Source organism: Brachybacterium halotolerans (genome assembly GCF_016623465.1).
In the GTDB taxonomy this organism is placed as follows: Bacteria; Actinomycetota; Actinomycetes; order Actinomycetales; family Dermabacteraceae; genus Brachybacterium; species Brachybacterium halotolerans.
Genome location: NZ_JAEDAJ010000002.1, coordinates 452,155 through 478,962 on the forward strand (window position 1 = coordinate 452,155; position 26,808 = coordinate 478,962).

23 protein-coding genes, 1 tRNA gene and 1 other RNA gene are annotated in these 26,808 nt (G+C 72.3%); 12 read left to right on the forward strand and 13 right to left on the reverse strand.

Translation table 11 applies throughout. From position 1 onward, the window contains the following. The first annotated feature begins 119 nt into the window (after positions 1 to 119). Positions 120 to 1,970 (forward strand): Na+/H+ antiporter, encoded by a 1,851-nt coding sequence (locus I8D64_RS06140; protein ID WP_200501617.1) that lies wholly within the window; start codon positions 120 to 122, stop codon positions 1,968 to 1,970. A gap of 52 nt (positions 1,971 to 2,022) precedes the next feature. On the opposite strand, the gene I8D64_RS06145 is transcribed toward I8D64_RS06140, so the two are convergent. The 5 genes from I8D64_RS06145 to ffs all read right to left on the reverse strand — a co-directional run bounded on the left by I8D64_RS06145 (position 2,023) and on the right by ffs (position 7,738). Then, complete coding sequence (locus tag I8D64_RS06145; protein WP_200501618.1) at positions 2,023 to 3,144, reverse strand: hypothetical protein; 1,122 nt, start codon at positions 3,142 to 3,144, stop codon at positions 2,023 to 2,025. Positions 3,145 to 3,182: 38 nt separating this feature from the next. Continuing rightward, complete coding sequence (locus tag I8D64_RS06150; RefSeq protein WP_200501619.1) at positions 3,183 to 4,664, reverse strand: TIGR01777 family oxidoreductase; 1,482 nt, start codon at positions 4,662 to 4,664, stop codon at positions 3,183 to 3,185. 105 nt (positions 4,665 to 4,769) lie between these two features. Beyond that, positions 4,770 to 6,320, reverse strand: a complete 1,551-nt coding sequence (locus I8D64_RS06155) for an alanine/glycine:cation symporter family protein (RefSeq protein WP_200501620.1) — start codon at positions 6,318 to 6,320, stop codon at positions 4,770 to 4,772. A gap of 144 nt (positions 6,321 to 6,464) precedes the next feature. Next, on the reverse strand, positions 6,465 to 7,196 hold the full coding sequence (locus I8D64_RS17220; protein ID WP_343068457.1) for an FAD-dependent monooxygenase: 732 nt from the start codon (positions 7,194 to 7,196) through the stop codon (positions 6,465 to 6,467). A gap of 445 nt (positions 7,197 to 7,641) precedes the next feature. Beyond that, an RNA gene (gene ffs / locus I8D64_RS06165) (signal recognition particle sRNA small type) lies at positions 7,642 to 7,738 on the reverse strand. Between the two features lie 228 nt (positions 7,739 to 7,966). Between ffs and exaC the strand changes: the two genes are divergently transcribed. Beyond that, positions 7,967 to 9,490 carry an acetaldehyde dehydrogenase ExaC gene (gene exaC / locus I8D64_RS06170; protein ID WP_200501621.1) on the forward strand — a complete coding sequence of 508 codons (1,524 nt, stop codon included), beginning with the start codon at positions 7,967 to 7,969 and terminating at the stop codon, positions 9,488 to 9,490. A 312-nt stretch (positions 9,491 to 9,802) separates the two neighbouring features. Next, positions 9,803 to 10,252, forward strand: coding sequence for a DUF779 domain-containing protein (locus tag I8D64_RS06175; protein WP_200501709.1), 450 nt, complete (start codon positions 9,803 to 9,805; stop codon positions 10,250 to 10,252). A 71-nt stretch (positions 10,253 to 10,323) separates the two neighbouring features. On the opposite strand, the gene I8D64_RS06180 is transcribed toward I8D64_RS06175, so the two are convergent. From I8D64_RS06180 to I8D64_RS06200, 5 genes are all read right to left on the reverse strand, one after another. Then, positions 10,324 to 10,989, reverse strand: coding sequence for a MerR family transcriptional regulator (locus I8D64_RS06180; RefSeq protein ID WP_200501622.1), 666 nt, complete (start codon positions 10,987 to 10,989; stop codon positions 10,324 to 10,326). An 85-nt stretch (positions 10,990 to 11,074) separates the two neighbouring features. Then, positions 11,075 to 11,785, reverse strand: a complete 711-nt coding sequence (locus tag I8D64_RS06185) for an LrgB family protein (protein WP_200501623.1) — start codon at positions 11,783 to 11,785, stop codon at positions 11,075 to 11,077. Continuing rightward, on the reverse strand, positions 11,782 to 12,267 hold the full coding sequence (locus tag I8D64_RS06190; RefSeq protein ID WP_200501624.1) for a CidA/LrgA family protein: 486 nt from the start codon (positions 12,265 to 12,267) through the stop codon (positions 11,782 to 11,784). Before I8D64_RS06190 ends, I8D64_RS06185 begins: the two co-directional genes overlap by 4 nt. Before the next feature lie 4 nt (positions 12,268 to 12,271). Further along, the gene (locus I8D64_RS06195) at positions 12,272 to 13,915 is read right to left on the reverse strand and encodes an AbgT family transporter (RefSeq protein WP_200501625.1); all 1,644 of its coding nucleotides are present in this window, start codon (positions 13,913 to 13,915) and stop codon (positions 12,272 to 12,274) included. A gap of 107 nt (positions 13,916 to 14,022) precedes the next feature. Then, the gene (locus tag I8D64_RS06200) at positions 14,023 to 15,459 is read right to left on the reverse strand and encodes a M20 family metallopeptidase (RefSeq protein WP_200501626.1); all 1,437 of its coding nucleotides are present in this window, start codon (positions 15,457 to 15,459) and stop codon (positions 14,023 to 14,025) included. A gap of 235 nt (positions 15,460 to 15,694) precedes the next feature. Between I8D64_RS06200 and I8D64_RS06205 the strand changes: the two genes are divergently transcribed. From I8D64_RS06205 to I8D64_RS06225, 5 genes are all read left to right on the forward strand, one after another. Next, the gene (locus tag I8D64_RS06205; protein WP_200501627.1) at positions 15,695 to 17,551 is read left to right on the forward strand and encodes a sodium-dependent transporter; all 1,857 of its coding nucleotides are present in this window, start codon (positions 15,695 to 15,697) and stop codon (positions 17,549 to 17,551) included. After that, the gene (locus I8D64_RS06210; RefSeq protein ID WP_200501628.1) at positions 17,551 to 17,670 is read left to right on the forward strand and encodes a methionine/alanine import family NSS transporter small subunit; all 120 of its coding nucleotides are present in this window, start codon (positions 17,551 to 17,553) and stop codon (positions 17,668 to 17,670) included. The genes I8D64_RS06205 and I8D64_RS06210 overlap by 1 nt, the downstream gene beginning before the upstream one ends. Positions 17,671 to 17,802: 132 nt before the next feature. Then, positions 17,803 to 17,887, forward strand: a tRNA-Ser gene (locus tag I8D64_RS06215). Positions 17,888 to 17,956: 69 nt separating this feature from the next. After that, positions 17,957 to 18,391: a HEAT repeat domain-containing protein gene (locus tag I8D64_RS06220; RefSeq protein WP_200501629.1), complete on the forward strand. Its 435-nt coding sequence runs from the start codon at positions 17,957 to 17,959 to the stop codon at positions 18,389 to 18,391. A gap of 99 nt (positions 18,392 to 18,490) precedes the next feature. After that, a complete protein-coding gene (locus I8D64_RS06225) occupies positions 18,491 to 18,709 on the forward strand; it encodes a hypothetical protein (RefSeq protein ID WP_200501630.1) in 219 nt (72 codons plus the stop codon). A gap of 43 nt (positions 18,710 to 18,752) precedes the next feature. On the opposite strand, the gene I8D64_RS06230 is transcribed toward I8D64_RS06225, so the two are convergent. Next, positions 18,753 to 19,388 (reverse strand): cysteine dioxygenase family protein, encoded by a 636-nt coding sequence (locus I8D64_RS06230; protein WP_200501631.1) that lies wholly within the window; start codon positions 19,386 to 19,388, stop codon positions 18,753 to 18,755. A 168-nt stretch (positions 19,389 to 19,556) separates the two neighbouring features. On the opposite strand from I8D64_RS06230, the gene I8D64_RS06235 reads away from it, so the two are divergent. After that, positions 19,557 to 20,060 (forward strand): OsmC family protein, encoded by a 504-nt coding sequence (locus I8D64_RS06235; protein ID WP_200501632.1) that lies wholly within the window; start codon positions 19,557 to 19,559, stop codon positions 20,058 to 20,060. Between the two features lie 51 nt (positions 20,061 to 20,111). Here the strand turns inward: I8D64_RS06235 and I8D64_RS06240 are convergent, their stop codons facing one another. Both I8D64_RS06240 and I8D64_RS06245 read right to left on the reverse strand, forming a co-directional pair. Beyond that, a complete protein-coding gene (locus I8D64_RS06240; RefSeq protein WP_200501633.1) occupies positions 20,112 to 20,909 on the reverse strand; it encodes a TIM barrel protein in 798 nt (265 codons plus the stop codon). Between the two features lie 423 nt (positions 20,910 to 21,332). After that, positions 21,333 to 23,429: a S9 family peptidase gene (locus I8D64_RS06245; RefSeq protein WP_200501634.1), complete on the reverse strand. Its 2,097-nt coding sequence runs from the start codon at positions 23,427 to 23,429 to the stop codon at positions 21,333 to 21,335. A gap of 126 nt (positions 23,430 to 23,555) precedes the next feature. Between I8D64_RS06245 and I8D64_RS06250 the strand changes: the two genes are divergently transcribed. From I8D64_RS06250 to I8D64_RS06260, 3 genes are all read left to right on the forward strand, one after another. Beyond that, positions 23,556 to 24,659: a hypothetical protein gene (locus tag I8D64_RS06250; RefSeq protein ID WP_200501635.1), complete on the forward strand. Its 1,104-nt coding sequence runs from the start codon at positions 23,556 to 23,558 to the stop codon at positions 24,657 to 24,659. A gap of 147 nt (positions 24,660 to 24,806) precedes the next feature. Further along, positions 24,807 to 25,961, forward strand: a complete 1,155-nt coding sequence (locus tag I8D64_RS06255) for an LLM class flavin-dependent oxidoreductase (RefSeq protein ID WP_200501636.1) — start codon at positions 24,807 to 24,809, stop codon at positions 25,959 to 25,961. A 94-nt stretch (positions 25,962 to 26,055) separates the two neighbouring features. Further along, positions 26,056 to 26,769 carry a CE1759 family FMN reductase gene (locus I8D64_RS06260; RefSeq protein ID WP_343068458.1) on the forward strand — a complete coding sequence of 238 codons (714 nt, stop codon included), beginning with the start codon at positions 26,056 to 26,058 and terminating at the stop codon, positions 26,767 to 26,769. Positions 26,770 to 26,808 lie beyond the last annotated feature (39 nt).

The window sequence follows — 26,808 nt, forward strand, 5'->3', positions numbered from 1 at the left end:
CCCAGGCCCGGCGCCCCCCCCCCCCCCCCCGGGGGGGGCCCCCCCGGGGGGCGCCCCCCCCGCCCCCCCCCCCACGCCCCGTCCGGTCGTGCGCGCAGTCCCTGGAGGAGAATGCGCACGTGCACATCGTCCTGTTCATCGTCCTGCTGGTGGTGACCGTCCTGGCGGGCTCCGCGATCGCGGACCGCCTGCGGCTGCCCGCGCCGATGGTCCTCATCGTCATCGGCGTGATCGCCTCCTACCTCCCCTTCGTGCCGGCCGTGCGACTGACCCCCGAGCTCGTGCTGCTGGGTCTGCTGCCGCCGCTGCTCTACTCCTCGGCGCTGAAGACCTCCCTCGTGGACATCCGGGCGAACCTGCGCACCGTCGCCATGCTGTCGATCGCCCTGGTGGTGGTCACGACCGTGACCGTGGGCGCGACCGTGCACCTGCTCATGCCCGACGTCCCCTGGCCGGTCGCCCTCGCTGTCGGCGCCGTCGTCGCCCCGCCCGACGCGGTCTCGGCGAGCGCGGTGGCGCGGCGCATCGGCCTGCCGCGGCAGATCGTCACCGTGCTCGAGGGCGAGTCCCTGCTCAACGACGCCACCGCCCTGGTGGCGCTGCGGGCCGCAGTCGCGGCGATCGCCGGCACGGTCGCGGTCGGCTCGATCGGCCTGGACTTCCTGATCGCCGCGGGAGGCGGCGTGATCGTCGGCCTCGCCGTGGCGTTCGCGGTGCTCACCGTGCGGCGCTGGGTGCACGACCCGGCCGTGGACACCGGCATCTCCTTCGTCGTCCCCTTCGCCGCGTACCTGCTGGGCGAGGAGCTGCACGCCTCCGGCGTGATCGCCGTGGTCGTCGCCGGTCTGCTCATCGGCCACAAGGCGCCGCTGGTGCAGACCTCGACCTCGCGCCTCACGGAGAACGCCACCTGGACCTCGATCGCGTTCCTCCTCGAGCACGCGGTGTTCCTGCTCATCGGTCTGCAGTTCTCACAGATCATCGCGGGCGTCAGCCACTCCCTGAGCTGGGGCTTCGTGCTGGGCGTGTGCGCGGCGGCCCTCGCAGTCGTGATCCTCACCCGGCTCGCCTGGATGTGCGCGAGCCGCCTGGTGATGACGCTGTGGGTGCCCGCGGACCGCAGGCCGCCCTGGCCGAACGTGGTGGTGACGGGCTGGGCCGGCATGCGCGGCGTCGTCACCATCGCCGCCGTGTTCGTGATCCCGGCGTCCGTGCCGCACCACGACGTGCTCGTGCTGATCGCGCTCGTGGCCGTGCTGGGCACGCTCTACCTGCAGGGCCTGACCCTGCCGTGGCTCACCCGCGTGCTGCGCGTGGTCCCGAACGATCCGGCGGCCGACGCCCTCGCCCGCGCGACCCTGCTGCAGAAGGCGGCCGACGCCGGCAATACCGTGCTCGCCTCCTGCGGGGAGCAGGACGATCCCGCGGTCGTGCAGATGATCCGCGACCGGCAGGACCAGCGCACCTTCGCCGCCTGGGAGCGACTGTCCACGCAGGTGGGCCAGGAGAGCCCGAGCGACGCGTTCACCCGCATCCGCACCCGGATGCTCGCGGCCGAGAGAGCGCGGGTGCTCGAGATCCGCTCGAAGGGCAAGGTGCCCTCGCACGTGGTCCGCGAGGTGCTGGGCATGCTCGACTTCGAGGAGTCGCTGCTGGACTCCGGCACCGAGGCCCGCGAGGATATCGTCGCGACCGGCAGCGGCGAGGGCGGATGGTGCGAGGACCTGCGGCGCTATCCCGCCGTCGGCACGCCCGCCCCGGAGCGCGCCTTCTGTCGGCGCTGCCGCGAGGAGGGCACCACCACCGTGGCCCTGCGCCAGTGCCTGGAGTGCGGGGAGGTCGGCTGCTGCGACAGCTCCCCCGGCCAGCACGCGACCGCGCACTTCCACGACACGAGCCACCCGGTCATGCAGTCCGCCGAGCCCGGTGAGACCTGGCGCTGGTGCTACGTGCACCAGGCGACGGCCTGAACGGCGCCGCACAGCCCGGCTCCTGCCCGGCCGCCGTCCCGACGAGGCGCCCTCAGCGGCGAACCTCGCCGTCGCGCACGTCGCGCTCGCGGTCCCCGTCGGCGTCGGGATAGTCATCCTCGTCGCGCCCCTCGGCCCTGCCATCGCCGGCGTCCTCCGACTCCGGCCGCGTCGGATCCTCCCCGCGCCGTGCCTTCTCCAGCCGCTCCCTGCGGTCGCGGATCGTGCCGATCGTGACCACGAAGACGACCACGACGACGAGGACGGGCACCAGGTAGTCGACGATCCAGTCCGGCACGTCGATGCCCAGATGGATGTCCGGGATCCATCCGAACAGCAGGTTCCAGAGCCAGCCGAGGAACCGACGTATCGGCTCGAGGAGCGCGTCGACGAGCTCGCGCACGGGACGCGTTACCTCGCCGATCCAGGTGCGGATGCCGCGGGTCGCCTCGTCGACCCAGGTGACGACGGGCTCGACGAGTCGGCCGATCCAGCGCTTGACCGGATCGAGCAGTCCCGAGAAGAGCGCCCCGAGTCCCAGCAGGGGCACCAGGAAGCGCGCCGCCTGGGCGCCGGCGGCGATCAGGCCGAAGCGCACGGGATGATCCGCCTTGCGGGCCTCGCGGGCGGCGGAGGGCGACCCCTCGGCGGGCACCAGCGGCGCGCCGACGAGCTCGTCCGCGCGGACCACGTCCACCTCACCGGCGCCGCCGAGCGTCGTGGTGCGCACGACGAGCTTCTCGCGGTCCTTCATGGTCCCGCTCGCCGTGGGCCTGCGCACGGTGATCGTGCTGCGGAAGAAGCCGTCGTCGAGCTTCAGGGCGAGGCCGTCCGCCGTGGTGACGTCCTCCGCGCTGTCGGCCCTCGCGAGCGCCTTCTCGGCTTTCGGGTCGTGGCGCACGCCGTCGATGAGGATGACGGCCTCGGTGTCCAGGGGGCGATGGCGCACCTCGGCGACGTACTCGTGGCCGTCGCGCCGGCCCTCGTAGCGCACGTCGGCGCCGAAGCCCGTGGTGCGGTGCGTCCCGAACTCCTCGTCGCCCTCGGTCGCGCCGTCCGTCCCTTCGAGGTTCGTCCCCTCGATGTCCGGCTCCCGGTCCTCGGTCCCCTCGTCGTGCATCCCCTCGTCCTGCATGCCCTCCATCGTGCCGGGCCGCGCGGGGCCGCGGATCATGCGGAAGCATGGGGTCGGGGACGACGACGGTCTCCCCCTCAGACCATCGGTCGACGCAGCACGTGCCGCAGCGCCTGCTCGAGCTCCGTGTGGGCGGGGTCGAACCCGCTTCCCAGCAGGCGCGACGCGTCGACATCCTGGTCGGCCCGCACGAGCTCCTTCGCCCCCTCGCTCCCGAGCAGCAGGGCGGGCCCGAAGCCGGGGACCGGGACGAGCGCGGGCCGGTGCAGCACGCGTCCGAGCGTCCGGGCGAACTCCCGCGAGGTGACGGGCGCGGGGGCGACCGCGTTCACGGGCCCCTCGAGGTCCTCCGTGCACAGTGCGTGGGCATAGGCGCGGGTCATGTCGTCCAGGGTGATCCAGGAGAGCACGGCGTCCGGCGCCGCGAGCCGTCCGCCGATCCCGGCGAGGAACATGGGGATCTGCGGGAGCAGGGCCCCTCCCCCGTCGGAGAGCACGATGCCCGTGCGCAGGTGCACCACGCGCACGCCCGCCCGCGCCGCGGGGGCGCTGCTGGCCTCCCACTCCTCGCAGACGCGGGCGAGGACGTCGTCGCCGAAGGCGTCGTCCTCGGTGAGCACCTCGCCCGGCCGCTGGGCACCGTAGGCGCCGATCGCGCTGGCCTGCACGAGGACCCTGGGACCGGCCGACGCGCCGTCCGCTCCGTCCTTCATGCGCGCGAGCGTGCGCGCGATGAGGTCGCCGCCGCGCACACGGGACGTGAGGATCTCGCGCTCCGCGCGCGCGGTGAAGCGCGTGGAGATCGGCCGGCCGGCGAGGTTCACGACCGCGTCGACGCCCTCGAGGTCGGCCGGGTCGAGCTCCCCGCGCTCGGGGTCCCAGGGGATCTCGTCGGGCCCCTCGGCGCGGCCGCGGACCATGCGGATCACCCGGTGGCCGCCGGTGCGCAGCAGCGCGACGAGCTGCGTGCCGATCAGACCGGACGCCCCGGCGATCGCGACCACCAGCCGCGGGGAGCCGGCATAGCGGGCGTGGAAGGCGAGGTCCTCGCGCAGCTGCGCGCCGCGGAAGGCGAGCATGCGCTCGATCGTCCGACGGACCTCGCGCGCCGGGAGGCCGCCGATGCCGCCCGTCAGGTCGGCGCCGCCGCCTCCGGCCGCCTCGCCGGTGCTGCCGATACCGCCCGGCAGCTCGAGGTCGATGCGGTCGCGGATCTCCGAGCTGCCGGACCCGGTCCCGGCGATCTCGTGCTGGTGCCGCCACGTGCGGAAGGGCCCGGTGACCTGGGCATCGACGAAGGAGTGGACGGACGTCGCGCCGCTCCCGCGATCCTCGCGGGAGGCGTGCCGCAGCTCCCAGCGGGGGCTGAGCCCCGTCGGCAGCAGCGGAGGGCCGAGCCGCACGGCGACCCGCCTGCCGACCTCGAGCCCGCCAGCGTCCGGGTCCTCGATCCTGGCCATGCCGGGCGGCGTGAGCCGGACCAGGGCGCCGTGCCGTTCGTGCCAGGCGAGGACCTCGTCGACGGGGTGGTCCAGCGGGGTGCGTGCCTCGATGCGCATCGGTGCCTCCCGGCGTCGGTCGCGAGTGTTCGCGGTGATGCGCCACGGTACGCGCCCCCGCTGGTCGGACGTCGGCGTCCGACCGGCTGCGGCGGAGCGGCAGGGTCAGTCCAGCGCGTCGACCTTGGGCCGACCGCCGTCGCCGCCCGCGGCACGGGCGTCGGCCCTCTCCTCCCAGAACTCGGCGTTGCGGATGCCCAGTGGTCGCGGATCGAACTGCGGATCCAGGCCCTCGCGCTTCTGGCGCCGGTAGTCCTTGAGCGCCTTCATCGCGGGCACCTGCAGCACCAGGATTGCGATGATGTTCAGCCAGGCCATCGCGCCCACGCCGATGTCGCCGAGCGCCCACGCGTTGCCGGTGGTCGTGGCCAGGCCGCCGATCGCCACGGCGATGATCATGAGGACGCGGAGCACCCACACCAGCGCGCGGCGCACCTGGTGGCTCGGCACCCAGCGCATGAGGTAGGTCAGGTTGGTCTCGGCCATGTAGTAGTACGCCACGATCGTGGTGAAGGCGAAGAAGAACAGCGACAGCGCGATGAACGAGGCGCCGACGCCCGGCAGGAAGGTGTCGAAGCCCGCCTGCGCGAAGCCGGGACCCACGGGGACGTCGTCGGCCAGGCCGCCCGGACCCTGGGTGAGGATCTGCGAGGGATCCTCGACCGCATCGGAGTACACGCGGTACATGCCGGTGGACAGGATCATGAAGGCGGTCGCGGAGCACACGAACAGGGTGTCGACGTAGACGGCGAAGGCCTGCACGAAGCCCTGCTTGGCGGGGTGGGAGACCTCCGCGGCGGCCGCGGCGTGCGGGCCCGTGCCCTGGCCGGCCTCGTTCGAGTACAGGCCGCGCTTGACGCCCCACTGGACGGCGAGGCCCACGATCGCGCCGTAGACCGAGTCCATGCCGAAGGCGGAGGAGAAGATCTCGGAGAAGACGGGCACGATCTGGTCGGCGTTCACGAACATCACGACGATCGCCGCGAGGATGTAGATGACCGCCATCACGGGCACCACGAGGCCCGCGAAGGTGGCTATGCGCTTGACGCCGCCGACCACGATGAGCATCAGCAGCACCAGGATCACGACGGTCGAGATCCACTGCGGGAGACCCCAGGCGCCGAAGGCGGAGACGGAGATGCCGTTGGCCTGCACGCCCGGGAGGAAGAAGCTCATGGCCAGCACGGTGACGAGCGAGAAGACGATCGCGTAGACCAGGGAGATGCCCTTGGCGCCGGTGTGCTTGTAGGCCTTCTCGATGTAGAACGCGGGACCGCCGCGGTACTCGCCGGTGTCGCGGTCGCGCTCCTTGAAGATCTGGCCGAGCGTGCACTCGATGAAGGAGGTCGCCGACCCCAGGAAGGCCATCGCCCACATCCAGAAGACCGCGCCCGGCCCGCCGAAGGCGATGGCCGTCGCGACGCCCGCGATGTTGCCGGTGCCCACGCGGCCGGCGAGCGAGATCATCAGCGACTGGAAGGAGGAGACGCCGCTCTCCGACTTCTCGCCCCTGATGATCTGCCGGAGCATGTCGGGGATGTTGACGACCTGGAGGAGCAGGGTCCTCGCGGTGAAGTAGAGGCCTGCACCCAGGCACAGGATGATGAACGGCGCGCCCTGGATGTTTCCGGACAGCCAGGCGATGAAATCACTCATGCGAGGAGGCTCCTGAGGAGGGGGCAGGGGATGTGCAGCACGCACGAGTGTGACGCACGACTCCCGCTTTCCGGGCCATTTCGGGTCATGTTGCGAAATCGAGACCTCGGCCGACGGGCGCTGCGCGCGACGCCCTCGGGCCCCTCAGGCGACGAGGCGTCGGGCGATGACCCTGGTCAGCGGGCGCACGCCCAGAAGTCGACGTGCCGCACGGTGCACGAGACGCTCGGCCGGGCTGCGGGAGATGAAGGTCCCCGCACTGCGCCGGCCGCTGCGCTGTGCGCGCTCGGCCACCGGGCGCATCCTGCGCTCGTACTCCGCGAGACCGGCGTCCCGGTGCGGGCCCGCGTGGCGCAGGGAGACGGCGAGCGCCTCGGCCCCGGCGATCGCGAGCGAGGTGCCCTGCCCGGCGAGGAGAGAGACGGCGTGCGCGGCGTCGCCGGCGAGGGTCACCCCGCCTCGGCTCCACCCGGGGGCGGAGGACTGGGCGACGAGGTCGTCGTAGTACTGCGCGGGGGCGTGCTCGAGGGCGCGGTCGGCGAGGGGGTGCAGTCCCGAGAACCGCGCGCGCAGCTCCTCGGGGTCGGGGGTCGGCCGGGCGGTGACGGCGGGGTCTTCCCTCTCCATCAGCAGCAGCGCCGCGCTGCGGTCGTCGCACGCGTAGAGCCCTGCCGTGCGCTCGAGGGAATCGGTGAGCATCGCCCAGTCGCCGAGCTCGGCGGCGATCTGCGGATCCTCGAACAGGAAGCTCGAGGCGCGGTACCCCATCGGCATCACCTCGGCGTGCGCCGGCGAGATCGCCGCGCGCACCCGCGAGCGCACTCCGTCGCAGCCGACGACGAGGTCGGCGGTCAGCTCCTCGCCGCCCTCGAGCACGACCCGCGGGCGCTCCCCCGACCGCTCGCCCGCGTGCACCTCGTCGACACGGGCGGAATAGCGCAGGCAGACCGCGTCGGGGAGGGGCGGCGAGCAGGGCGAGCTCGACCTGCGGCCGCAGGATCGAGAAGTAGTCGGTGCCCAGCACCTCGATCAGCGGCGCGACCTCGATGCGCCCGTGCTCGCGATCCGCGGCGTCGACGTAGCGCACGCCCTCGAAGACCCTCGAGCGCGCACGCATCTCACCGAGCACGCCCAGGCGTCTCGCGGCGCCGACGCCGGGTCCGAAGAAGTCGATCATGTATCCGCCGCCGCGCGGGCCGGGAGAGGTCTCCAGGACCGTCACGTCGTGCGCGGGGGCGAGTCCGCGGGCGAGTGCGAGTCCGCAGACTCCGCCGCCCACGATCAGGACCTCCATGGGGCGAGCGTACGCGGCACCCGGGCATGAGAGGACCCCTCGCGCACCTGCCAGAGCCCACCTGCCCTTGCTGCCGTCAAGCCCTGGGGGAGTTCAGTGAGGTGACACCGCACGAGGGGTCGCGCACGATTCTAGCGATCCTGCGCCGCGCGTGCACACCCGCCGCCGCGCGGCGTGACGCGGCTCCCTTCGGCCGCCGCGGACGTGCGGTCCCTGTGCTCTCGCCTCGCGAGAATCCGCCTCCCCGCCAGGCCCTCCGGAGCCGTAGAGTGGTGATGCCGGTCACGTCCCGAGGATGCGATGTGCTCCCCGGGCGAGACCACCGATGGAACCGATCTCGACGAGGAGAGTCATGACCGTCTACGCACGACCCGGGACCGACGGGGCGAAGGTCGCCTTCGCCTCCCGCTACGACAACTACATCGGCGGCACGTGGGTGCCCCCGGTCAAGGGCGAGTACTTCGAGAACCCGACCCCGGTGACGGGCGAGGTGTTCTGCGAGGTGGCCCGCTCGACCGCCGAGGACGTCGAGCTCGCGCTCGACGCGGCGCACAAGGCCGCCCCCGCCTGGGGGAAGACGTCGGTCGCCGAGCGCGCCGTCATCCTCAACAGGATCGCCGATCGCATCGAGGAGAACCTCGAAACCCTCGCGGTCGCCGAGACCTGGGACAACGGCAAGCCCATCCGGGAGTGCCTGAACGCGGACCTGCCGCTCGCGGTCGATCACTTCCGCTACTTCGCGGGCGCGATCCGCGCGCAGGAGGGCACGCTCTCCCAGATCGACGACGACACCGTCGCGTACCACTTCCACGAGCCGCTGGGCGTGGTCGGCCAGATCATCCCCTGGAACTTCCCGCTGCTCATGGCGACGTGGAAGCTCGCCCCGGCCCTCGCGGCCGGCAACTGCATCGTCCTCAAGCCCGCCGAGCAGACCCCGGCCTCGATCATGGTGCTGATCGGCCTCATCGGGGACCTGCTGCCCGAGGGCGTCCTGAACATCATCAACGGGTTCGGCGCCGAGGCGGGCAAACCGCTCGCCTCCAACAGCCGGATCGCGAAGATCGCGTTCACGGGCGAGACCACGACCGGGCGTCTGATCATGCAGTACGCCTCGCAGAACCTCATCCCGGTGACCCTCGAGCTGGGCGGCAAGAGCCCGAACCTGTTCTTCGACGACGTCGCGAGCGAGAAGGACGCCTACTACTCGAAGGCCCTTGAGGGCTTCGCGATGTTCTCGCTGAACCAGGGCGAGGTCTGCACCTGCCCGTCGCGCGCGCTCGTGCAGAAGGGCATCTACGACTCGTTCGTGGCCGACGGCCTCGAGCGCGTGAAGGCCACGAAGCAGGGGAACCCCCTGGACACGGACACCCAGATCGGCGCGCAGGCCAGCAACGACCAGCTCGAGAAGATCCTGTCCTACATCGACATCGGGAAGCAGGAGGGCGCGAAGATCCTCACCGGCGGCGAGCGCGCCGACCTCGGCGGGGACCTGTCCGGCGGCTACTACGTGACGCCGACGGTCTTCGAGGGCGACAACTCGATGCGCATCTTCCAGGAGGAGATCTTCGGCCCCGTGCTGGCCCTGACCTCGTTCACGGACTACGACGACGCGATCTCGATCGCCAACGACACCCTCTACGGGCTCGGGGCGGGTCTCTGGTCGCGCAGCCAGAACATCGTCTACCGGGCGGGCCGCGCCATCCAGGCCGGTCGCGTGTGGGTGAACAACTACCACAGCTATCCCGCTCACAGCGCCTTCGGCGGGTACAAGTCCTCGGGCATCGGTCGCGAGAACCACCTGATGATGCTCGACCACTACCAGCAGACCAAGAACCTCCTGGTCTCCTACTCCGAGACCGAGCTCGGCTTCTTCTGATCCCGCCGGGTCTCCATCGCTCGCGAGAGGTGAGTCGTCGTCGTCAACAGCCCCTTTTGAGGACGTCAACTCACCTCTCGCGGGATCGTGGCGCTGCAGCTGCACCGGCTGCCGCGCACCACGCGCCGCGCACCACGACCACGCGCGCGGTCTCCCCAGGAGGCCGCATATCGGAAGGAGCGCATCATGACGGATTCCTCCGCCGAGAACCCGACCCCAGCACCCGGCACCTCGTCGGCCGCGGCCCCCGCGCCCGCGTCCGCGCCCGCGTCCGCACCCGCACCCCAGCCGGGCCAGCCGCCCGCTCCCCCACTGCCCGAGCCCACACCGTCCGACGACGTGCTCGAGGCGGACCCCACGATCGAGGGCGAGGACTTCTCCCGGGTGGCCTTCACGCAGGCGGCGGTGGCGCAGATCCAGCGGCTCATCGACCGCAACGGGCCGCTCATGTTCCACCAGTCCGGAGGATGCTGCGACGGCTCCTCCCCCATGTGCTACCCGGCCGGCGACTTCCTCACCGGCGACGCGGACGTGCGCATGGGACATGTGGAGGTGCCGCTGCCCGACGGCACCGCGAGCCCGCTCGACTTCTGGATGAGCCGCGAGCAGTTCGCGTACTGGCGCCACACCCACCTCACGATCGACCTCGTCGATGGGCGCGGCGGCGGCTTCAGCCTCGAGACGCCCGACGGCAAACGGTTCCTCACCCGTTCCCGCATGCTCCCGGAGGACGCGCAGGTCAGGGAGCGCCTGGAGCTCTGAGCCGCACGGGCCCCGCCAGGAGACCCGTTCCCGCCGACCTCGCCCCGGGGCCGGGGCCGGGGCCTCTGGGACTACTCCGCCCCGCGTCCCTTCGCGTGCGCGATCGCGGACTCGCGCTGCTCGATCATGCGCAGCACGTCCAGCAGGCCGCGGCTCATGACGGTGCCCACCACGACCATGCGCATGGCCTCGGCGGTGCTGCGGGGCATGTGGGCGATGTCGGCGCGGGCCACGAGGGACATGGCCTCCGCGTAGGCGTCGATGTGGTCGTCGCCCGTCGGCACGCGCGCCTTGTCGCAGGCGGTCCAGGCCTGCTCGAGGCGGGTCATGAGCGGATCGGAGTGCTCCAGGACGGTCCAGCCTCGGCGCTCGGCCAGCGACCGCACGCGGGGCGAGATCTTCCCGGGCGCGAAGCGCGCGGCGTCCTCGTCGACGGCCGCCGTCTCGGCGTCCTCCGCGGTCTCGCCCGCGAGGGTGCGCTGGGCGATGCCGAGCATGTCGATCTGCTCCTGGTGCGGGGAGTCCAGGGCGTCGACGATGCGGCGCACGGCCGCGATGTTCAGTCCGCCCGCATCGGTGAGCGCGCGGATCAGGCGCACCCGGTCCACGTGGCCCTCGTCGTAGACCGCGCTCGTGCGGGAGGTGAGCCGGCCGGGCGGCAGCAGCTTCTCGCGCAGGTAGAACTTGATGGTCGCCACGGGCACGCCGGCGGTGTCGGCAAGCTCGGAGATCCTCATGTCACGTCCTCGTCCGGCGGTCTGGGTTCCTGGATATTACCCACCGGAAACCATAGGTATGCGCACGAGGTGCCCGTGTGACCGCTCACCCGGACACCAGCGGCGCGAGCAGGGGCAGGACGAGCGTCATGGCCAGCGCGTTGAGAACCATGGCGGCGCTCGACCAGCCGCCGGTGACGGGCGACTCGTCGAGCGCGCGGGAGGTGCCGATCCCGTGGGACGTGAGCCCGATGGCGAATCCGCGCGCCCGCGGGTCCTGGACGCGGGCGAGGCTCAGCAGCACGGGCGCGAACACGGCGCCGAGGATCCCCGAGAGGATCGTGAGCACCACGGCCAGCGGTGCCGAGGCCTGCAGCGACTCGGCGAGGGTGAGGGCGACGGGGCTGGTCACCGAGCGCGGCAGCACGGAGCGCAGGATCTCCGGGTCGGTGCCGAAGGCGCGCAGCACGCCCACGGTGACGCCCAGGCTCACCACCGCGCCCACCATCAGCGCGAGCACCACGGAGGCGGCCGAGCGGGCCAGCGCCCGCCCGTTCGCCAGCAGCGGCAGGGCGAGCGCCACCGTCGCGGGGCCCAGCAGCAGCGTGAGCACCGTGACCTGCTCCAGGTACTCCGCATAGGGCAGGGCGACGAGCTCGAGCACCGCGGCGACCACCACCACGGTGACGAAGACCGGCGTGAGCAGGGCAGGCCGGCCCGTGCGGCGGTGCAGCCAGAGGGAGCCGAGGTAGACGGCGAGGGTGAGCACGAGACCGAAGATCGGCAGGTGGACGACGGTCTGGACGGCGCCGCTCATGCGCCGCTCCCCTCGAGCCGCTGATGGCCGTCGTCGCCGCGGCGTCGGTCCTGCCGGTGCAGCAGGGCCTGCAGCACGCGGCCGACGACGAGCAGGGCCAGCAGGAAGGAACCGCCGACGGCGAGGGCGATCGGCAGGGCGTTGCGGGCGAGCGCCCCCATCTCGACGACCACGCCGACGCCCGGCGGGACGAACAGCAGCTGCAGGTGCGCGAGCAGCGGGGTGCCCGCGGGCTCGGCGACGCGCAGGATGCCGCGGGTGCGCGGCACGAGCCCCAGGATCACGAGCAGCACCAGTCCGAGCACCACCCCGGGGATCGGCAGATGGAGGAGGGCGGCGAGCGCGAGGCCGATCATCTGCAGCACCAGCAGCACCGCGAGGCCCAGCAGCACGGGCGGCAGGAGGGCGGGCAGCGGCCTCCGCCCGTCGTCGGTCGCCCCGTCCCCCGTCGGCCCGTCGTCGCTCGGCTCCCGCGTGCTCATCGGCTCACTGTCCCAGATGGATCCCGTTGCCCGGGCCCAGCGGCAGGTCGAAGGCGAAGAACACGGCGAGGATCAGCGTCCAGGCGATCCAGAAGGGGACCACGAAGGGGAGCATGCGTGCGAAGAGGCTGCCCAGTCCGGCGGCCGGCTCGTACTTCCGCAGCATGCCCAGCAGCACCACCATGTACGGGTTCATGGGCGTGATCACCTGGGTCGCGGAGTCGCCCACCCGGAAGGCGGCCTGCGTGAAGGCGGGCTCGTAGCCGAGCAGGGCGAACATCGGCACGAACACGGCGGCCATGATCGTCCACATGCCCGAGCCGGAGATGATGAACAGGTTCAGCACGCTCGCCAGCAGGATGAAGCCGATGACGGCGCCGAAGCCGGTGAGGCCGATGTGCTCGAGGCCCTCGGCGCCGGTCACAGCGATCCAGGAGCCGATGCCGGACCAATTGAACAGGGCGATGAAGTTGCCCAGGATGAACGCGAGGACGATGAACGGGAGCATCTCCTTGAGCGCTTCGGTCATCATCCGCACGGCGTCGCGCGTGGAGCGCAGGGTGCCGGTCGCGATCCCGTACACGCTGCCCAGGACCACGAAGTAGAGGAACACCAGGAACACGATCGAGTCCAGCAGCGGGGACGTCGGCAGGAAGCCGCCGTCCTCGTTGCGCCACGGGGAGCCGGGCACGAGCGCGGCGAGCAGCACGATCGCGGTGAGCACGAGGCCGGCGAGAACCGTGAGCAGCAGGCCGCGCTTCTCCGGCCGGGAGAGGGAGGCGCGCATCTGCTCGGAGGACTCGCCCGAGGTCTCCGGGGCCTGTCCGTCGGCGTCCTCCTCGATGGTCTCGTCGCGCGGGATGTCCTGGCGCACCAGGCGCGGCTCGATGACGCGGTCGATGATGAAGCCGGCGATGAGGGCCAGCACGATCGAGGAGGCGATGTTGAACCACCAGTTCGACACCGGGTTCACCGTGGTCGCGCCGAGCCCGGAGACGGTCTCGATCACGGAGTTCGTGATGCCCGCGAACAGGGCGTCCAGGCTCGTGGGCACGAGGTTCGTGGAGTAGCCGGCGCCGGCCGCCGCGAAGCCGCCCAGGAGTCCCGCGACGGGGTGCCGGCCGGCGGCCTTGAACACGAGCGCGGCCAGCGGCGGGACCACCACGAAGGCCGAGTCGGACATGATCGAGGCGATCACGCCCACGATGCCCACCACGTAGGGCAGGAGCCACGCCGGCGAGGAGCCGAACATCGCGCGGATCCCGGCGGCGAGCAGCCCGGAGTGCTGGGCGATGCCGATGCCCAGCAGGATCGGCATCACGGTGACCAGCGGCGGGAAGCCCAGATAGTTCTCGCCCAGGCTCGTGGTCAGCCAGGCCATCCCCTCCCCGGTGAACAGGCCCTTGATGACGGTGACCTCGTCGGATCCGGGCACGCTCACCTTCACCCCGGCCAGCGCCATCGCGGTGGAGACGATCCCGGTGACCGCGAAGAGGATCAGGAACAGCATGAACGGCTCGGGCAGCTTGTTGCCCAGCCGCTCGACCACGTTCAGCAGGCGATCGGTGCGGGTCAGCCGCGCGGCGGAGCCGTCAGGGGCGGGTCCGTCGGGGGCGGGGCCGACGGGGCGCGGGGAAGGGCTGCTCATCGTCTCTCCTCGGGGCGGGACGGTCGGTCGACGGGGTCGGCCGACGGGTCTGTCTGCGGGGTCGGTCGACGGGGTTTATCGGCGGGATCGGTCGACGGGGTGCGGGGTCAGTCGAAGTAGTGGGGCACGTCGATGGCGCCGCCGGCGGCCTCGAACTCCTCGCGCACGGCGGCGGCGAGCTCGGCGTCGTGGAGCATGTCGAGCACTGTCGCGGCGAGGCCGTAGGCGCCGTCGGCCGCGGAGGCCCGGGCAAGGTCACCGGTGGCGGCCGCGGCGAACTCGCGCGTGTGCAGCGCGGTGTCGGCGTCGGCGACGTGGATGACCGGGTGCATGCCGGGGACGCGGAAGCTCACGTTGCCGAAGTCGGTGGAGGCGGCGAGGGTCTCGGAGACCACGCCGCGGGGCAGCGGGTCCCGCCCGCGCCGGCGCTGCGCCTCGACCCAGCGCCCGGTGAGGGCCTCGTTCGTGCGCACGGGCAGCGAGGGCGGGTGCTCGTCCCAGCTGATCTCGACGCCGCAGCCGGTCATCAGCGCGGCGCCCCGGGCCACGTCCTCCACGCGGCGCGAGAGGTCCCGCAGGGTGGAGGGCGCCAGCGAGCGCACGTAGAGGTCCAGGCGGGCGGTGTCGGGGATGACGCTGGCCCGCTCCCCGCCCTCGCGGATCACCGCGTGGATCCGGTCCGACGGCGGGGTCTGCTGACGCATCAGCCCGATCCCCTGGTACATGAGGCTCGCGGCGTCCAGGGCATTGCGCCCCATGAACGGCTGCGCGGAGGCGTGGGCCGTGTGCCCGCGGAAGACGACGGTGAGGGTGCGCCGGCCCAGCCATGCCTGGTCGGCGAGGTCGTAGCCGGGGTACGGGTGGGCCATGACGGCGGCGTCGAGGCCGTCGAAGGCGCCCTCGCGGGCCATGTACTCCTTGCCGGTGTGTCCCTCCTCGGCGGGTGTGCCCAGCAGCACGACCCGGCCGGGCACGGCCGACGGGTCCGTGGCCGCGAGCCGTGCGAGGGCGAGGAAGGCGCCCACGCCCATCGCGGCGATGACGTTGTGGCCGCAGCCGTGGCCCACTCCGGGCAGGGCGTCGTACTCGGCGCAGATCGCGATCGTGGGCGACTCCGCGGTCGCGGCGCCGCTGATCTCCGCGCGGATCGCGGTCTCCAGCCCGTGCACGCCGACCTCGGGGTCCAGCGCATGGTCCTCGAGCACGGCGGCGATCGCGGCGGCCGAGCGGCGCTCCTCGAAGGCGGTCTCCGGGTGCGCGGCGAGATCCAGGAGCAGGTCGACCATGGCGTCGGCGTCGGCCGCGACCGCGTCCTCGAGGCGGGCGTGCAGCTCCTCCCCCGCGCCCGCGAAGGCGGAGCCGGGGTGGGACGTGGTGCGCATCGCCTGCTCGCGCGCCGCGTCCAGCTCCTCGAGGTACGCACCCGACGCGGGGACCGGGCTCTCGGTGGGGACCCTGCTCTCGGCGGGGACGCCGGGGGCGGGCGCGTCGGCCGCGCCGGGCTCCCCGATGCGGCCGTGGGACTGCGGGTCGACATCGCTCATGGTCAGACCCTAATGGACCTCCCCGTCCCGCGGCGCCGGGCTCCGTCCCCGCCCGTCGGCCCTGACCGGCCAGTGACCCCCGCGTGCCCGGAACGCCCCATATCCCTTACAGTGCACGCTCAACGTGCACCGCGGATCCGCTCCGCCGCGCGCGGGCGCAGAGCCCGTCGCGCGTCCGGGCCGCAGCCGCCCGGAGCACCCGTCGTCCTCCACTCCTCCATGCGGAAGGCATCGCATGACCTCCTCCCCAGCCACTGCCCCGAGCGGCGAGGCGCCGCAGCGCGAACGCGCGAACCGCGGCGCCTTCAGCGGACGCTCGGCCTTCATCTTCGCGGCGATCGGCAGCGCCGTCGGCCTCGGCAACATCTGGCGCTTCCCGGCCGCCGCCTACGAGGGCGGCGGCGGGGCGTTCATGATCCCCTACCTGGTCGCGCTGCTCACCGCCGGGATCCCGCTGCTGTTCGTCGACTACGCGATCGGCCACCGCTGGCGCGGCTCGGCCCCTCTGGCCTGGCGGCGCCTGAAGCGCTGGACCGAGTTCATCGGCTGGTGGCAGGTGCTGATCTGCGTGATCATCGGCGCCTACTACGCCCTGATCATCGCCTGGTCCCTGAACTACATGGTGTTCTCCGTGGGCCAGAAATGGGGCGACGATGCGGAGGGCTACTTCTTCGGCCAGTTCACCCATTCGCTGATGGGGGCCGACGCGGGCATCTCCTTCGACTACGTGGGCCCCGTGCTCGTCACGATCCTGCTGGTGTGGGTCGCCGTGATCATCACGCTCGCCCTCGGCGTGGAGAGCGGCATCGCGAAGACCTCGATGATCTTCATCCCGCTGCTCGTGGTCATGTTCGTGATCCTCGTGGTGCGCGCCCTCTTCCTGCCGGGCGCGATGACGGGCCTGAACGCGCTGTTCCAGCCGAACTGGGCGGCGCTCGCCGACCCGGCCGTGTGGATCGCCGCCTACGGGCAGATCTTCTTCTCGCTGTCGGTCGCGTTCGGCATCATGCTCACCTACTCCTCGTACCTCAAGAAGAAGACGGACCTCACGGGCTCGGGCCTCGTGGTGGGCTTCGCGAACTCGAGCTTCGAGATCCTCGCGGGCATCGGCGTGTTCTCGGCGCTGGGCTTCATGGCGCAGGCGCAGGGAGTGCAGGTCCAGGACGTCGTCACCGACGGCATCGGGCTCGCGTTCATCGCCTTCCCGACGATCATCTCCCAGGCCCCCGGCGGCGCCCTGATCGGCGTGCTGTTCTTCGGGTCGCTGGTGCTCGCGGGCTTCACCTCGCTGGTCTCGATCATCGAGGTGATCGTCTCCGCCGTGCAGGACAAGTTCGGGCTCTCGCGCGTGCCCGGCACGCTCGTGGTGCTGCTGCCGATGGCCATCGGCTCCACGCTGCTGTTCCCGACCACGATGGGCCTCGCGCTGCTGGACACGCTCGACAACTTCGTGAACTCCTACGGGATCGTCGGCGCCGCGCTCGTCTCGACGATCGCGCTCGGCTACATCGTGCGCGGCCTGCCCACACTGCGCGACCACCTGAACTTCAAGGGCACCTTCCGCCTCGGCATCGGCTGGGAGACGTGCGTGAAGGTGATCGCGCCGCTGGTCCTGGGCGTGACGATGGTGCTCTCGGCGGTGCAGCTGCTGACGGCCGACAAGCCCTACTCGGAGTACCCGGCCTTCTTCGTGAACGTCTTCGGGTGGGGCATGGCGATCGCCCTCGTGGTGATCGCGATCGTGCTCTCGCTGGCCCCCTGGCCCGCGGGCTCCAACAAGGACCGCCCTGATTCCGACGGCGACCCGATCGCTCCGCCCGTGGTCGCCGACAGCGTGCTCGCCGCGCCCGGCACCCGCGTCGTGATCGACGAGGCCGCCGAGCCCCGCACCCCGCAGGAGCTGCGCCCGCCCCAGGTCTCCGGTGCCGGTGACGTGCGCGGGACGGGCGGCGCCGACGGCGCCCAGGAGATCGCCTCGAGCGCGATCGCGACCGTCCGCAGCGGCGCCGCGGCGCCCACGGACGCAGAGGGCTCCCGGGGATCCCGCGGCTCCGCGCCCACCCACCGCGCCGAGCAGGGAGGAGGGAACTGATGTCGGCATCGGCCATTGTCATGCTGTGCGTCGCGATCGTCACCGTCTGGGGCGGCCTCGCCGCCGCGATCGTGAACATCGTGCGTCATCCGGAGGAGCCGGAGGATCCGGAGGACTGAGCCCTGCGGGGCCGATCCGGCCTCGTCACCGCCTGGTCGGCCCGACCGGGTGTGACATGCACCCGGCCCGGCCGGGGCCGGCTCGCACCACCGGGGGTCCTCCGGTAGTGTGTCTTCTGCTCTACGAGCAATGGAGGATTCGCATAGCGGCCTAGTGCGCACGCCTGGAACGCGTGTTGGGTGAAAGCCCTCGGGGGTTCAAATCCCCCATCCTCCGCCCAGGGAACGCCCCTGATCCGCGCTTCGCGGGTCAGGGGCGTTCTGCATCCGCCGGGCCGGTGGCACGATGAGCGCCATGGTGCAGGAGTCCACACCCCGTCGGCGCATCGGCTCCGCGGTCTCGCGCGAGGGCGAGGAGGCGTTCGTCGGCCGATGCCTGTCGATCCTCCGGGACGGCGAGGTCGACGCGGAGCTCATCGAGGTGCTCGGCGGGAACTCCGCCGGCCCCGTCCTCACCGGCAGGTCCGACGGCCCCCACGGGTACTGGGTGCGCACCTGGGCGCTGCGGGCCTTCCTCTACGCCTGGACCGCTGCCGCCGAGCCGACCGTGGTCGCGGCGACCGACGACCCGCACTGGCGGGTGCGGGAGATGGCCGCGAAGGTGCTCTCCGCCCGGGCGTCCTCGCGCTGCGGCGCCGAGGCGGCGCTCGAGCGGCTCCGACAGGACGGGCATCCCCGCGTGCGCGCCGCGGCGGGGCGAGCGCTGGGTCGCCCCGGCTGATCGGTTCGAAGCGACGCTCCGTCCTCCCGGGAGACGGGGCATTCCGCGCCATGGATGACAGGCATCGCAGTCGACGCAGGAACGTGGAGGTGCTGGAGGATGACAGACGGAGCGGGGGCCTTCTCGATCGTCACCCCGGAGAGCGAGCTCGAGCTGATGGGAACTGGCGCCACTGCCTCCTTCCTGCTGGACCACGGATTCGCGAACGCCGACCGTGAACCGCATTGGCATCTGCGGTGGTGCCTGGATCGGATGGAGGTCGGAGAGTCCATGGACGTCGGCTCCGCACGTGTCGTCCGCGAGGCGCCCTACGACTGAGCGGCATCGTCGTCGGTGTCGGCCGTGCCGTGCAGGCCGCCTCTCAGCGCTCCGGCAGGTCGTAGGTGCGCCGGATGCTCGAGCCGAGCTCGCGGATGTCTGCGCCGTAGACATGGATCGAGATCGCGGTGCCCTCCCCCGCGTTCCAGACCCGATGCAGATCCCCGGGCGGGGCGAAGCCGTCGGCGCTGCCGTTCGGATTGGTCACCTCTGCGGTGCGCACGAGCGCCAGGCCGTCCTCCGGGTCCGGCATCTGCCCGTCGTCGAGGTGCACCTCGCTGCCGGCGGCGTCCTCCACGCGGTACCGGATCTCGGCCTCCTCGCCCTCGTAGACGCCCACCACACACCAGGAGATGTGGTCGTGCACGGGAGTCTGCTGCCCGGGGAGCCACACCAGCGCGACGATCGAGAAGCTGCCGTCGGGCTCGACGTGGACGATGTTCTGCCGGTAGCGCTCGGGGTCCGCCACCCGCGCCTCCGCAGGCAGCAGCTCCGGCACGGCGAGGTGCTGCTCCAGGGCCCGCGTCACGCGGCGCGAGGTCTGGGCGGCGTCGCCGCCGGCTGCGACCGCCTCGCGGATCTCGTCGATCAGGCGCTGGAGGGAGGGCGGCGCATCCTGCGGCGAGCGATCGTGCTGGGCTCTCTCCGGCCGGACCGCCGAGGTCTCCTGCGCACTCATCGGCCCGTCCCTTCTCCGAGTGCGCCCCTGCGAGCAGGCGACGCACATCCATCAGCGGTCTCCGGCCAGGCTATCGAGCACCCGGCGTCGACCGCACGCTCGACGAACCCCCGATGTCGAGGGGGTGACGAGCGCGTGGACGGCGCAGGCCGCGTCTACCCTGGGGCCATGGCGGAACCATCCGGACAGTCCCCGATCGAGACGGCCACCGCGGGGCCGTCCGCGGCCACGGCCCCCGACGCCCTCCCTGAGAAGTACACGCGCACCCTCTACACCGCGCGCGTGGAGAACGTCGGCGGGACGGCGGGCGAGGTCCGCGTGGAGAACGGTCCCACGCTGCCCACGGGCGGTCCGTCGGCCGACGCCACGGGCTCGAATCCCGAGCAGTTCCTCGCGATGGCGTGGAGCACGTGCCTGGGCGAGACGCTCAAGGCGGTGCTGCGAGAGCGGGGCATCGACGCCGCGACCCATGTGCACGTCGAGGTCAGCCTGCACTTCGACCCCACGGGCGGCTACCGCTTCGCGCCCCGCGCCCTGGTGAGCGTCGAGGACGTGGGCGAGGACGAGGCCCGTCGCCTCGCGGAGGCCGCGCACGCGCGCTGCCCCGTCTCACGGCTCCTCGGCCGTGCCGATTCGGGGGCTCTCGAGGTCGTGCCGCCGCCCCGGGGTTGACGCCCGTCGGGCAGCCGCGCATGCACGGGCCGCCGCCTGAACAGCCGGATCTCAGGGGCGGGCGTCCAGGATCTCCTGGGCGCGCGCGAGGGCGACGTCGACCCCCGCGCGGACCTCGGAGAGTCCCTGTGCGACGGGCAGCGCGCGCAGCTCGTCGGCGATGATCTCGACTCCCCAGAAGCCGTCCCATCCCGCGTCGATCATCGCCACCACGAACCCCGCCATGTCGAGATCCCCGCGGCCCGGGAGGCAGCGCGGAGCGACGCCGTCGGCGCCCACTGGCGCGTCCCCGAGCTCGACCACCGCGACCGGGACGCCCTCCAGGAGCGCGGGCAGGAGCGTGACGTCGTCGTCGCCGGATCTCGCGAGCTGATAGATGTCCACGGCGAGCCCGGCGCGCGGGTGGTCCACGGCGCGGACGAGGTCGACCGCGTCGCCGAAGGTCGGCAGGTTGGTGTCCGCCATCGCCTCGAGGGCCAGGGTGAGGTCGAAGGCGTCGGCGCGCTCGGCGGTCCGGTGCAGATCCGCGGCGAAGGCCGCGGGCTCCGGCGCTTCGGAGCGGCCGGCGCCGAGGCGGCATGCGCCGATCTTGAGGGCAGGGGCTCCGAGCTGCGCCGCGGCGTCGAGGAAGTCGTCGAGCTGACGGTCGGAGGCCGCGCGTGCCGTGCCGCGTTCCCACCAGTCGCTGAGGAACTCGAGCTCGATGCGCTCGATGCCGGCGTCCTCGAGCTGCTCGCGCAGTCGGGGAAGACCGATCGTGTCGCGCAGCTCCACGAGGTCGGCGTGCTGGATCCCCACTCCCCGCCAGCCCGAGGCGGCGAGCGCCTCGATCCTCTCCGGGAGAGGCACGGGGCTGCGCTGGTCTGCGTCGCGGGGCCGACGTCCCCTGCCCAGGTCCAGCAGGAGGCCAGCAGGTCGTGGTGGGTGCTCATGGTCATTGCCTCTCCGCGGCGGCAGCGCTGCGATGCGCACTGCCATGGATACGTACGAGTGTACGAAGGGCGGGTCCGCCACGGCCCTGCCGCGCGCATAGGGAACCGACAGCTCGCGTTCAGCGCCTGCCAGGCTGGAGCCGGTTAAGTGTATCCCAGGTGCTGACGGAGCGGCGAGCCACTGAGGAGAGGCTCCCCGCCTGACCCGCAGCACCGGGGAAAGGGATGGCCCCGGCCCGTGGGGACGGGCCGGGGCGCTTTCTGTTCCGGGGCCCCGATGCCGGGCACGCCCCGTCGGCCGTAGCCGTTCAGCCGTTCCGCCGAGGGATCGACCGACCGTTCAGCCCAGCGTCGCGGGGCGGTCCCAGGCGGTGCCGCGCACGTGCTCATCGAGGAACCCGAGGAACGTCTCGTACCAGACCTGCGCATTGCCGCGACCGGTGATCCAGTGGCCCTCGTCGGGGAAGTAGAGGAAGCGGTGGCGGGTGCGGCCCTGCTCGTCGCGCGGCGTGGCGGAGAACTCGTGCAGGTCGTACCAGAGCGCGTGGCCCTGTGCGATCGGCACCCGGTAGTCCTTGTCGCCGTGGATCACGAGCATCGGCACCTGGATCTCGGCGACCTCGTCCTTGGGGTTGAAGCGGCTGTTCTGCTCGCGCATCGACCGCTCCCAGCCGGCGTTGTCGGTGGTGCGGCCCATCGAGGCCGTGTCCCACAGCGAGGCATGGGTGACCACGCAGCGGAAGCGGTCGCCGGTGTGCCCGGCCACCCAGTTCGCCATGTACCCGCCGTACGAGCCGCCCGCGAAGGCGGTGTGCTCGGCGTCGATGTCCGCGCGGGCGACCGTCGCGTCCGCGAGCGCCATGATGTCGGTGAAGGGGGCGCCGCCGAGCTCGTGCTGGCCGCGGTCGATCATCTCCTGCCCGTAGCCGGTGGAGATGGCCGGGTCCGGCAGCAGCACGGCGTAGCCCGCGTCGACGAAGGGACCGGGATTCCAGCGATAGGTCCAGGCGTTCCACGACCCCCAGGGGCCGCCGTGCGCGAAGACGACCAGCGGGTGCGGGCCCTCTCCCGCGGGCAGACGCAGCCAGGCGCGCAGCGCCGTGCCGTCCTGGGCGGTGGCGGACACCTCGGTGAGGGGGCCTGGCTGCTCGACGGCGTCGGCGGGGTTCGGAAGATCCGCGACCTCGCCGCTCGCCAGATCGATGCGCACGGGGTGCGGGGCGACGGCGATCCCGGAGGCGGAGGCGACCGCCGTGCCGCCCGCGACGGTCAGCTGCGCGAAGGAGAGCTCCTGGTCCGGTCCGCCGGCGAGCCGGCGCCCGGCGGCGTCGCCGAGGCCGCCGATCCACACGGATCCGCGTCCCTCGTCATCGCCCGCGCCCACGAGGGTGTCTGCGTCGACCCAGGTGAGGTGGGGGTCCCGGTCCAGCTCGGGCCAGATCTCCTGGCTCTCCCCGGTGGCGAGGTCGAGCACCTCTGTGCGCGAGCGGGCGGAGGCCGTCTGCGTCCAGGTGCGCTCGCGCGAGATCAGCGCGTGCGTCCCGTCGGGGCTGAACTCGCCGGGCCAGAACTCGACCTCGTTCGTGGCGTCGCGCAGCAGCTGCGGGGCCTGCGTCCCCGTGAGGTCGAGCAGGTAGAGGCGGCCGACGCCCAGGCGGTCGTCGAGCGAGTCGGTCATCGCGACGAGCGCGCGGCGGCCCTGCCGGTCCACGCTCCATGCGCTCAGCCGCCCCGGCGGCATCTCCAGGTGCCGGAAGTGGAGGACCTGGCGACGAGGGGCGTCGTCGTCATCGGCCGACGCGGGCTGATCGGCCGACAGGGACTGGTCGGTCGAGGCGGACTGGTCGGGCGACACGGACTGATCGGGCGCGGCGGTCGCCTCGGCGGTGAAGAGGTCCTCGGGGAGGGCCGCCACGGCGAGCACGCTGCGGGCGGGGCCCAGGTCGTGGTCCCAGTGGCGGGTCGGGAAGCCGTCGTGGAGAGCGGCGCTGACCTCTGCCTTCGAGCGCTCCCGGGAGAGGCGGGCATGCTCTGCCTCGTCGGACGCCTGCGAGTGGACGTCGATCTCGGCGACGAGCACCCCGTCGGTGAGGTGCAGCCCGCCGAAGCCGCCGGGACGGGAGGCGATCTCCCGAGCCTCTCCGCGCGGGGGCAGGGCCCAGAGCTGAGCGTCGTCGGCCTCCTCGCCGTCCTCCCCCACGCGCCGGGCGGTGAACAGGGTGGTGCCGTCCTCGGCGAGCACCACGGAGCCCACGGACGCGCTGCCGCGGGTCAGGGGGAGCAGGGAGTCCCCGAGGATCTCCACGAGCGAGCTGCGATAGGACGCGCCCTTCGCGTCCGGGGCCGAGACCTTGGCGACGATCCTCCCGCCCGGCGTCGTCTCCAGTCCCGCGAGGCGGCGGGCGTCCAGCAGTGCAGTGATGCTCCGATGCGTCATGACCAGCAATCCTGCCAGAACGAGTCCGGGCGCGTGGTCGCCTCGCCCCGGTGAGTACGCTCTGTGCTGACGCGGCGCCTGGGTACGCTCTGGACCGGAGTGCCGCACGCGCCACGAGGGGGAACCATGACGCAGGGACCGGGATCGCCGTACGGACAGCAGTCGCCGCCCGGACCACCGCAGAAGTCCGGGCAGCCCGGACAGCAGGGCCAGCAGGGCCAGCAGGGCCAGCAGGGCCAGCAGGGCCAGCCCGGCCAGCCCGGCCAGCCCGCTCCGCCCCGCCGCCCCGTCGGCCCCTGGATCGTGGGGGTCTGCGGATGCCTCGTGCTGCTGCTCATCGCGATCGGCGGCGGCGCGCTCGCCGTGATCCTCAGTCAGCGCGGCGATGACGAGGCGTCCGCGGACCCCTCGGCGACGTCCTCCTCCGACTCCTCCTCGAAGCCGCCGGAGACGCCTCCGCCGTTCACCCCGGCCGACCCCTACGAGAAGCTCACGCTGAGCGAGCAGGAGACGCGCGAGGTCCTGCAGACGAACCCGCTCACGCGCGGCACCCTGCCGACCGCGGACGAGTGCGACCTCCCGAAGCTCGCGGCGAAGCACAGCGACGAGGAGCTCGAGGCCTTCCTCAACGCCGGCGAGTCGTGCCTGACGCAGGTGTGGTCGACCGCGAGCTCCGACCGCTCGATGCCGTGGGCGACGCCGAGCATCGTGGTCTACAGCTGGCCCGACGTGCCGAAGTCCAGCTGCGAGAAGGACACCTTCGAGCGCGACTACCCGCGCGTGTGCAACCTCGACAACACCATCTACTGGCCCGCCGACTACGACGCCTCCGACGCAGAGGACCCCGCCGCGGACTACCCGGCCCACCTGCTGTGGGGGCTCGCCCTCGTGCAGCAGACGACGGTCATGTGGCAGTCCAGCATCGGCCTCTACTACCAGCACCTGGACGACGAGGTCAGTGACGACGAGAAGGCACAGGACGAGGCGCACCGTCGCTACGTCCTGCAGAACCAGTGCATGGCGGCGGCGACCGTGATGCAGCTTCCCGACGGGGCCCGCCCGTCGGCCGCCCTCCAGAAGTCCGTGCTCGACGCCCCGGCGCGCAAGGACAACACCGACCCCACGATCTCCGAGGACTCGCAGGACGCCTGGATCCGCGCGGGCCTGGAGAGCGAGGGCGATCTCGGCGCGTGCAACGCCTGGACGGCGGAGACCTCCGACGTGAGCTGAGCCCGTCGGCCGCGCCGCCGACCCGATGGCCGATCTGAACCCGCAGGTCAGCGGCCCCAGTGTGTCCCACGACCCGCCGCGCTTGCCGCCGCCCTCAAAGTAGTTTAATGTTGAACCATCTTCAGACGCTGAGCCCAGGAGGCCGTCATGCAGTTCGGAATCTTCACCATCGCGGACATCACCCCCGACCCCACGACGGGACGCGTGCCGACCGAGCACGAGCGCCTCGAGCTCATGGTCGAGGAGGCGAAGCTCGCCGAGCAGGTGGGCCTGGACGTCTTCGCGATCGGCGAGCACCACAACCCGCCGTTCGTCACCTCCTCCCCCACCACGACCCTCGCGTACATCGGCGCGCAGACGAAGGACCTCATCCTCTCGACCGCGACCACGCTGATCACCACGAACGACCCGGTGAAGATCGCCGAGGACTACGCGATGCTCCAGCACCTCACGAACGGCCGCGTGGACCTGGTGATGGGACGCGGCAACACGGGCCCCGTCTACCCCTGGTTCGGCAAGGACATCCGCAAGGGCCTCGAGCTCGCGATCGAGAACTACGACCTGCTGCACCGCCTGTGGCGGGAGGACGTCGTGGACTGGCAGGGCGAGTTCCGCACCCCGCTGCAGCAGTTCACCTCGACCCCTCGCCCGCTCGACGGCGTGGCGCCCTTCGTGTGGCACGGATCGATCCGCTCCCCGCAGATCGCCGAGCAGGCCGCCTACTACGGCGACGGATTCCTGCACAACAACATCTTCTGGCCCATGAGCCACACCAAGCAGATGGTGCAGCTGTACCGCGAGCGCTATGAGCACTACGGCCACGGCAAGGCCTCGCAGGCGATCGTCGGGCTGGGCGGCCAGGCCTTCATGCGCAAGAACTCCCAGGACGCGATCGCCGAGTTCCGCCCGTACTTCGACAACGCCCCGGTCTACGGCGGCGGCCCCACGATGGAGGACTTCACGAAGCAGACGCCGCTGACCGTCGGCTCGCCCGAGCAGGTCGTCGAGCGCTACCTGGGCATGGCCGACGCCGTCGGCGACTACCAGCGCCAGCTGTTCCTCATGGACCACGCGGGCCTTCCCCGCCAGACCGTCCTCGAGCAGATCGAGCTGCTGGGCACCGAGGTCGTCCCCGTGCTGCGCCGCGAGCTCGAGGCGCGCCGCCCGGCCGACGTCCCCGAGGGGCCGACGCATGCCGCGATGGTCGCGGCGCGAGACGCCGAGAAGGGCGCGTTCGATGCGTCGTACCGTTTCGAGACGGGCGACAACTGGACCGGTCTGCGCGCCGAGGACCGCGGCTGACGCGGACGGGCCCCTGTCCCCCGCGCCGGCCGCCGCGCCTGCGCCTGCCCGCCCGTCCATCCCGCCGCTCCGCCACCTCGTCGAAGGAGTCCCCGTGCCCCGCACCTACCGCGTCCTGACCCTCACCGCGGGCCTGTCGACCCCGAGCTCGACCCGCATGCTCGCCGACCAGCTCACGGCCGCCGCGCGCACCGCCCTCGAGGCCACGGGGGCCGGGGTCGAGGCCTCCACGATCGAACTGCGCGAGCATGCCCATGACCTCACCGATGCCCTGCTCTCGCACTTCCCCGGCGAGCGCCTGCGCCCCGTGGTCGACGCGATCCGGGAGGCCGACGCGGTGATCGCGGTGACCCCGATCTTCAACGTCGGCCCGTCGGGCCTGTTCAAGCTGCTCATCGATGCGCTCGACAAGGACCTGTGGCGCGGCAAGCCCGTGCTGCTCGGCGCGACCGCCGGGACGGCCCGCCACTCCCTGGCGCTCGACTTCGCGATCCGGCCGATGTTCTCGTACCTCCGTGCGGAGCTGGTGCCGACGGCCGTGTTCGCGGCGTCGGCCGACTTCGGCGGCGCCTCGGCCGCCGAGGCCTCGCAGGATCCGCTGGTCGAGAGGGCGCACCGAGCGGGCGGGGAGCTCGCGGCGATGCTGAGCGCGGGTGTCGGGCGGGCGGACGGGTCCGGGGAGACCGACGACGGTTCTGAGGGCGCCGACAGGGACGACGACGCCGACGACGCCTCCGTCGGCACCTCCCCTGCGCTCGACGCGGAGTTCTCGGACTTCGTCCCGATGGGACGCCTCCTCGGGCACTGACCGCGCCGGGTTCCGGGCATTCCGCCCGCGCCGCGGAGC

Bases quoted from the DNA above. Each gene is read 5' to 3' on its own strand.
- I8D64_RS06155 (WP_200501620.1), bottom strand. From the start codon at position 6,320: ATGAGTGATTTCATCGCCTGGCTGTCCGGAAACATCCAGGGCGCGCCG.
- I8D64_RS06250 (WP_200501635.1), top strand. From the start codon at position 23,556: ATGACGCAGGGACCGGGATCGCCGTACGGACAGCAGTCGCCGCCCGGA.
- I8D64_RS06205 (WP_200501627.1), top strand. From the start codon at position 15,695: ATGACCTCCTCCCCAGCCACTGCCCCGAGCGGCGAGGCGCCGCAGCGC.
- I8D64_RS06255 (WP_200501636.1), top strand. From the start codon at position 24,807: ATGCAGTTCGGAATCTTCACCATCGCGGACATCACCCCCGACCCCACG.
- I8D64_RS06225 (WP_200501630.1), top strand. From the start codon at position 18,491: ATGACAGACGGAGCGGGGGCCTTCTCGATCGTCACCCCGGAGAGCGAG.
- I8D64_RS06210 (WP_200501628.1), top strand. From the start codon at position 17,551: ATGTCGGCATCGGCCATTGTCATGCTGTGCGTCGCGATCGTCACCGTC.
- I8D64_RS06150 (WP_200501619.1), bottom strand. From the start codon at position 4,664: ATGCGCATCGAGGCACGCACCCCGCTGGACCACCCCGTCGACGAGGTC.
- I8D64_RS06190 (WP_200501624.1), bottom strand. From the start codon at position 12,267: ATGAGCACGCGGGAGCCGAGCGACGACGGGCCGACGGGGGACGGGGCG.
- I8D64_RS06195 (WP_200501625.1), bottom strand. From the start codon at position 13,915: ATGAGCAGCCCTTCCCCGCGCCCCGTCGGCCCCGCCCCCGACGGACCC.
- I8D64_RS06220 (WP_200501629.1), top strand. From the start codon at position 17,957: ATGAGCGCCATGGTGCAGGAGTCCACACCCCGTCGGCGCATCGGCTCC.
- I8D64_RS06145 (WP_200501618.1), bottom strand. From the start codon at position 3,144: ATGATCCGCGGCCCCGCGCGGCCCGGCACGATGGAGGGCATGCAGGAC.
- I8D64_RS06185 (WP_200501623.1), bottom strand. From the start codon at position 11,785: ATGAGCGGCGCCGTCCAGACCGTCGTCCACCTGCCGATCTTCGGTCTC.
- I8D64_RS06245 (WP_200501634.1), bottom strand. From the start codon at position 23,429: ATGACGCATCGGAGCATCACTGCACTGCTGGACGCCCGCCGCCTCGCG.
- I8D64_RS06200 (WP_200501626.1), bottom strand. From the start codon at position 15,459: ATGAGCGATGTCGACCCGCAGTCCCACGGCCGCATCGGGGAGCCCGGC.
- I8D64_RS06235 (WP_200501632.1), top strand. From the start codon at position 19,557: ATGGCGGAACCATCCGGACAGTCCCCGATCGAGACGGCCACCGCGGGG.
- exaC (WP_200501621.1), top strand. From the start codon at position 7,967: ATGACCGTCTACGCACGACCCGGGACCGACGGGGCGAAGGTCGCCTTC.
- I8D64_RS06180 (WP_200501622.1), bottom strand. From the start codon at position 10,989: ATGAGGATCTCCGAGCTTGCCGACACCGCCGGCGTGCCCGTGGCGACC.
- I8D64_RS06230 (WP_200501631.1), bottom strand. From the start codon at position 19,388: ATGAGTGCGCAGGAGACCTCGGCGGTCCGGCCGGAGAGAGCCCAGCAC.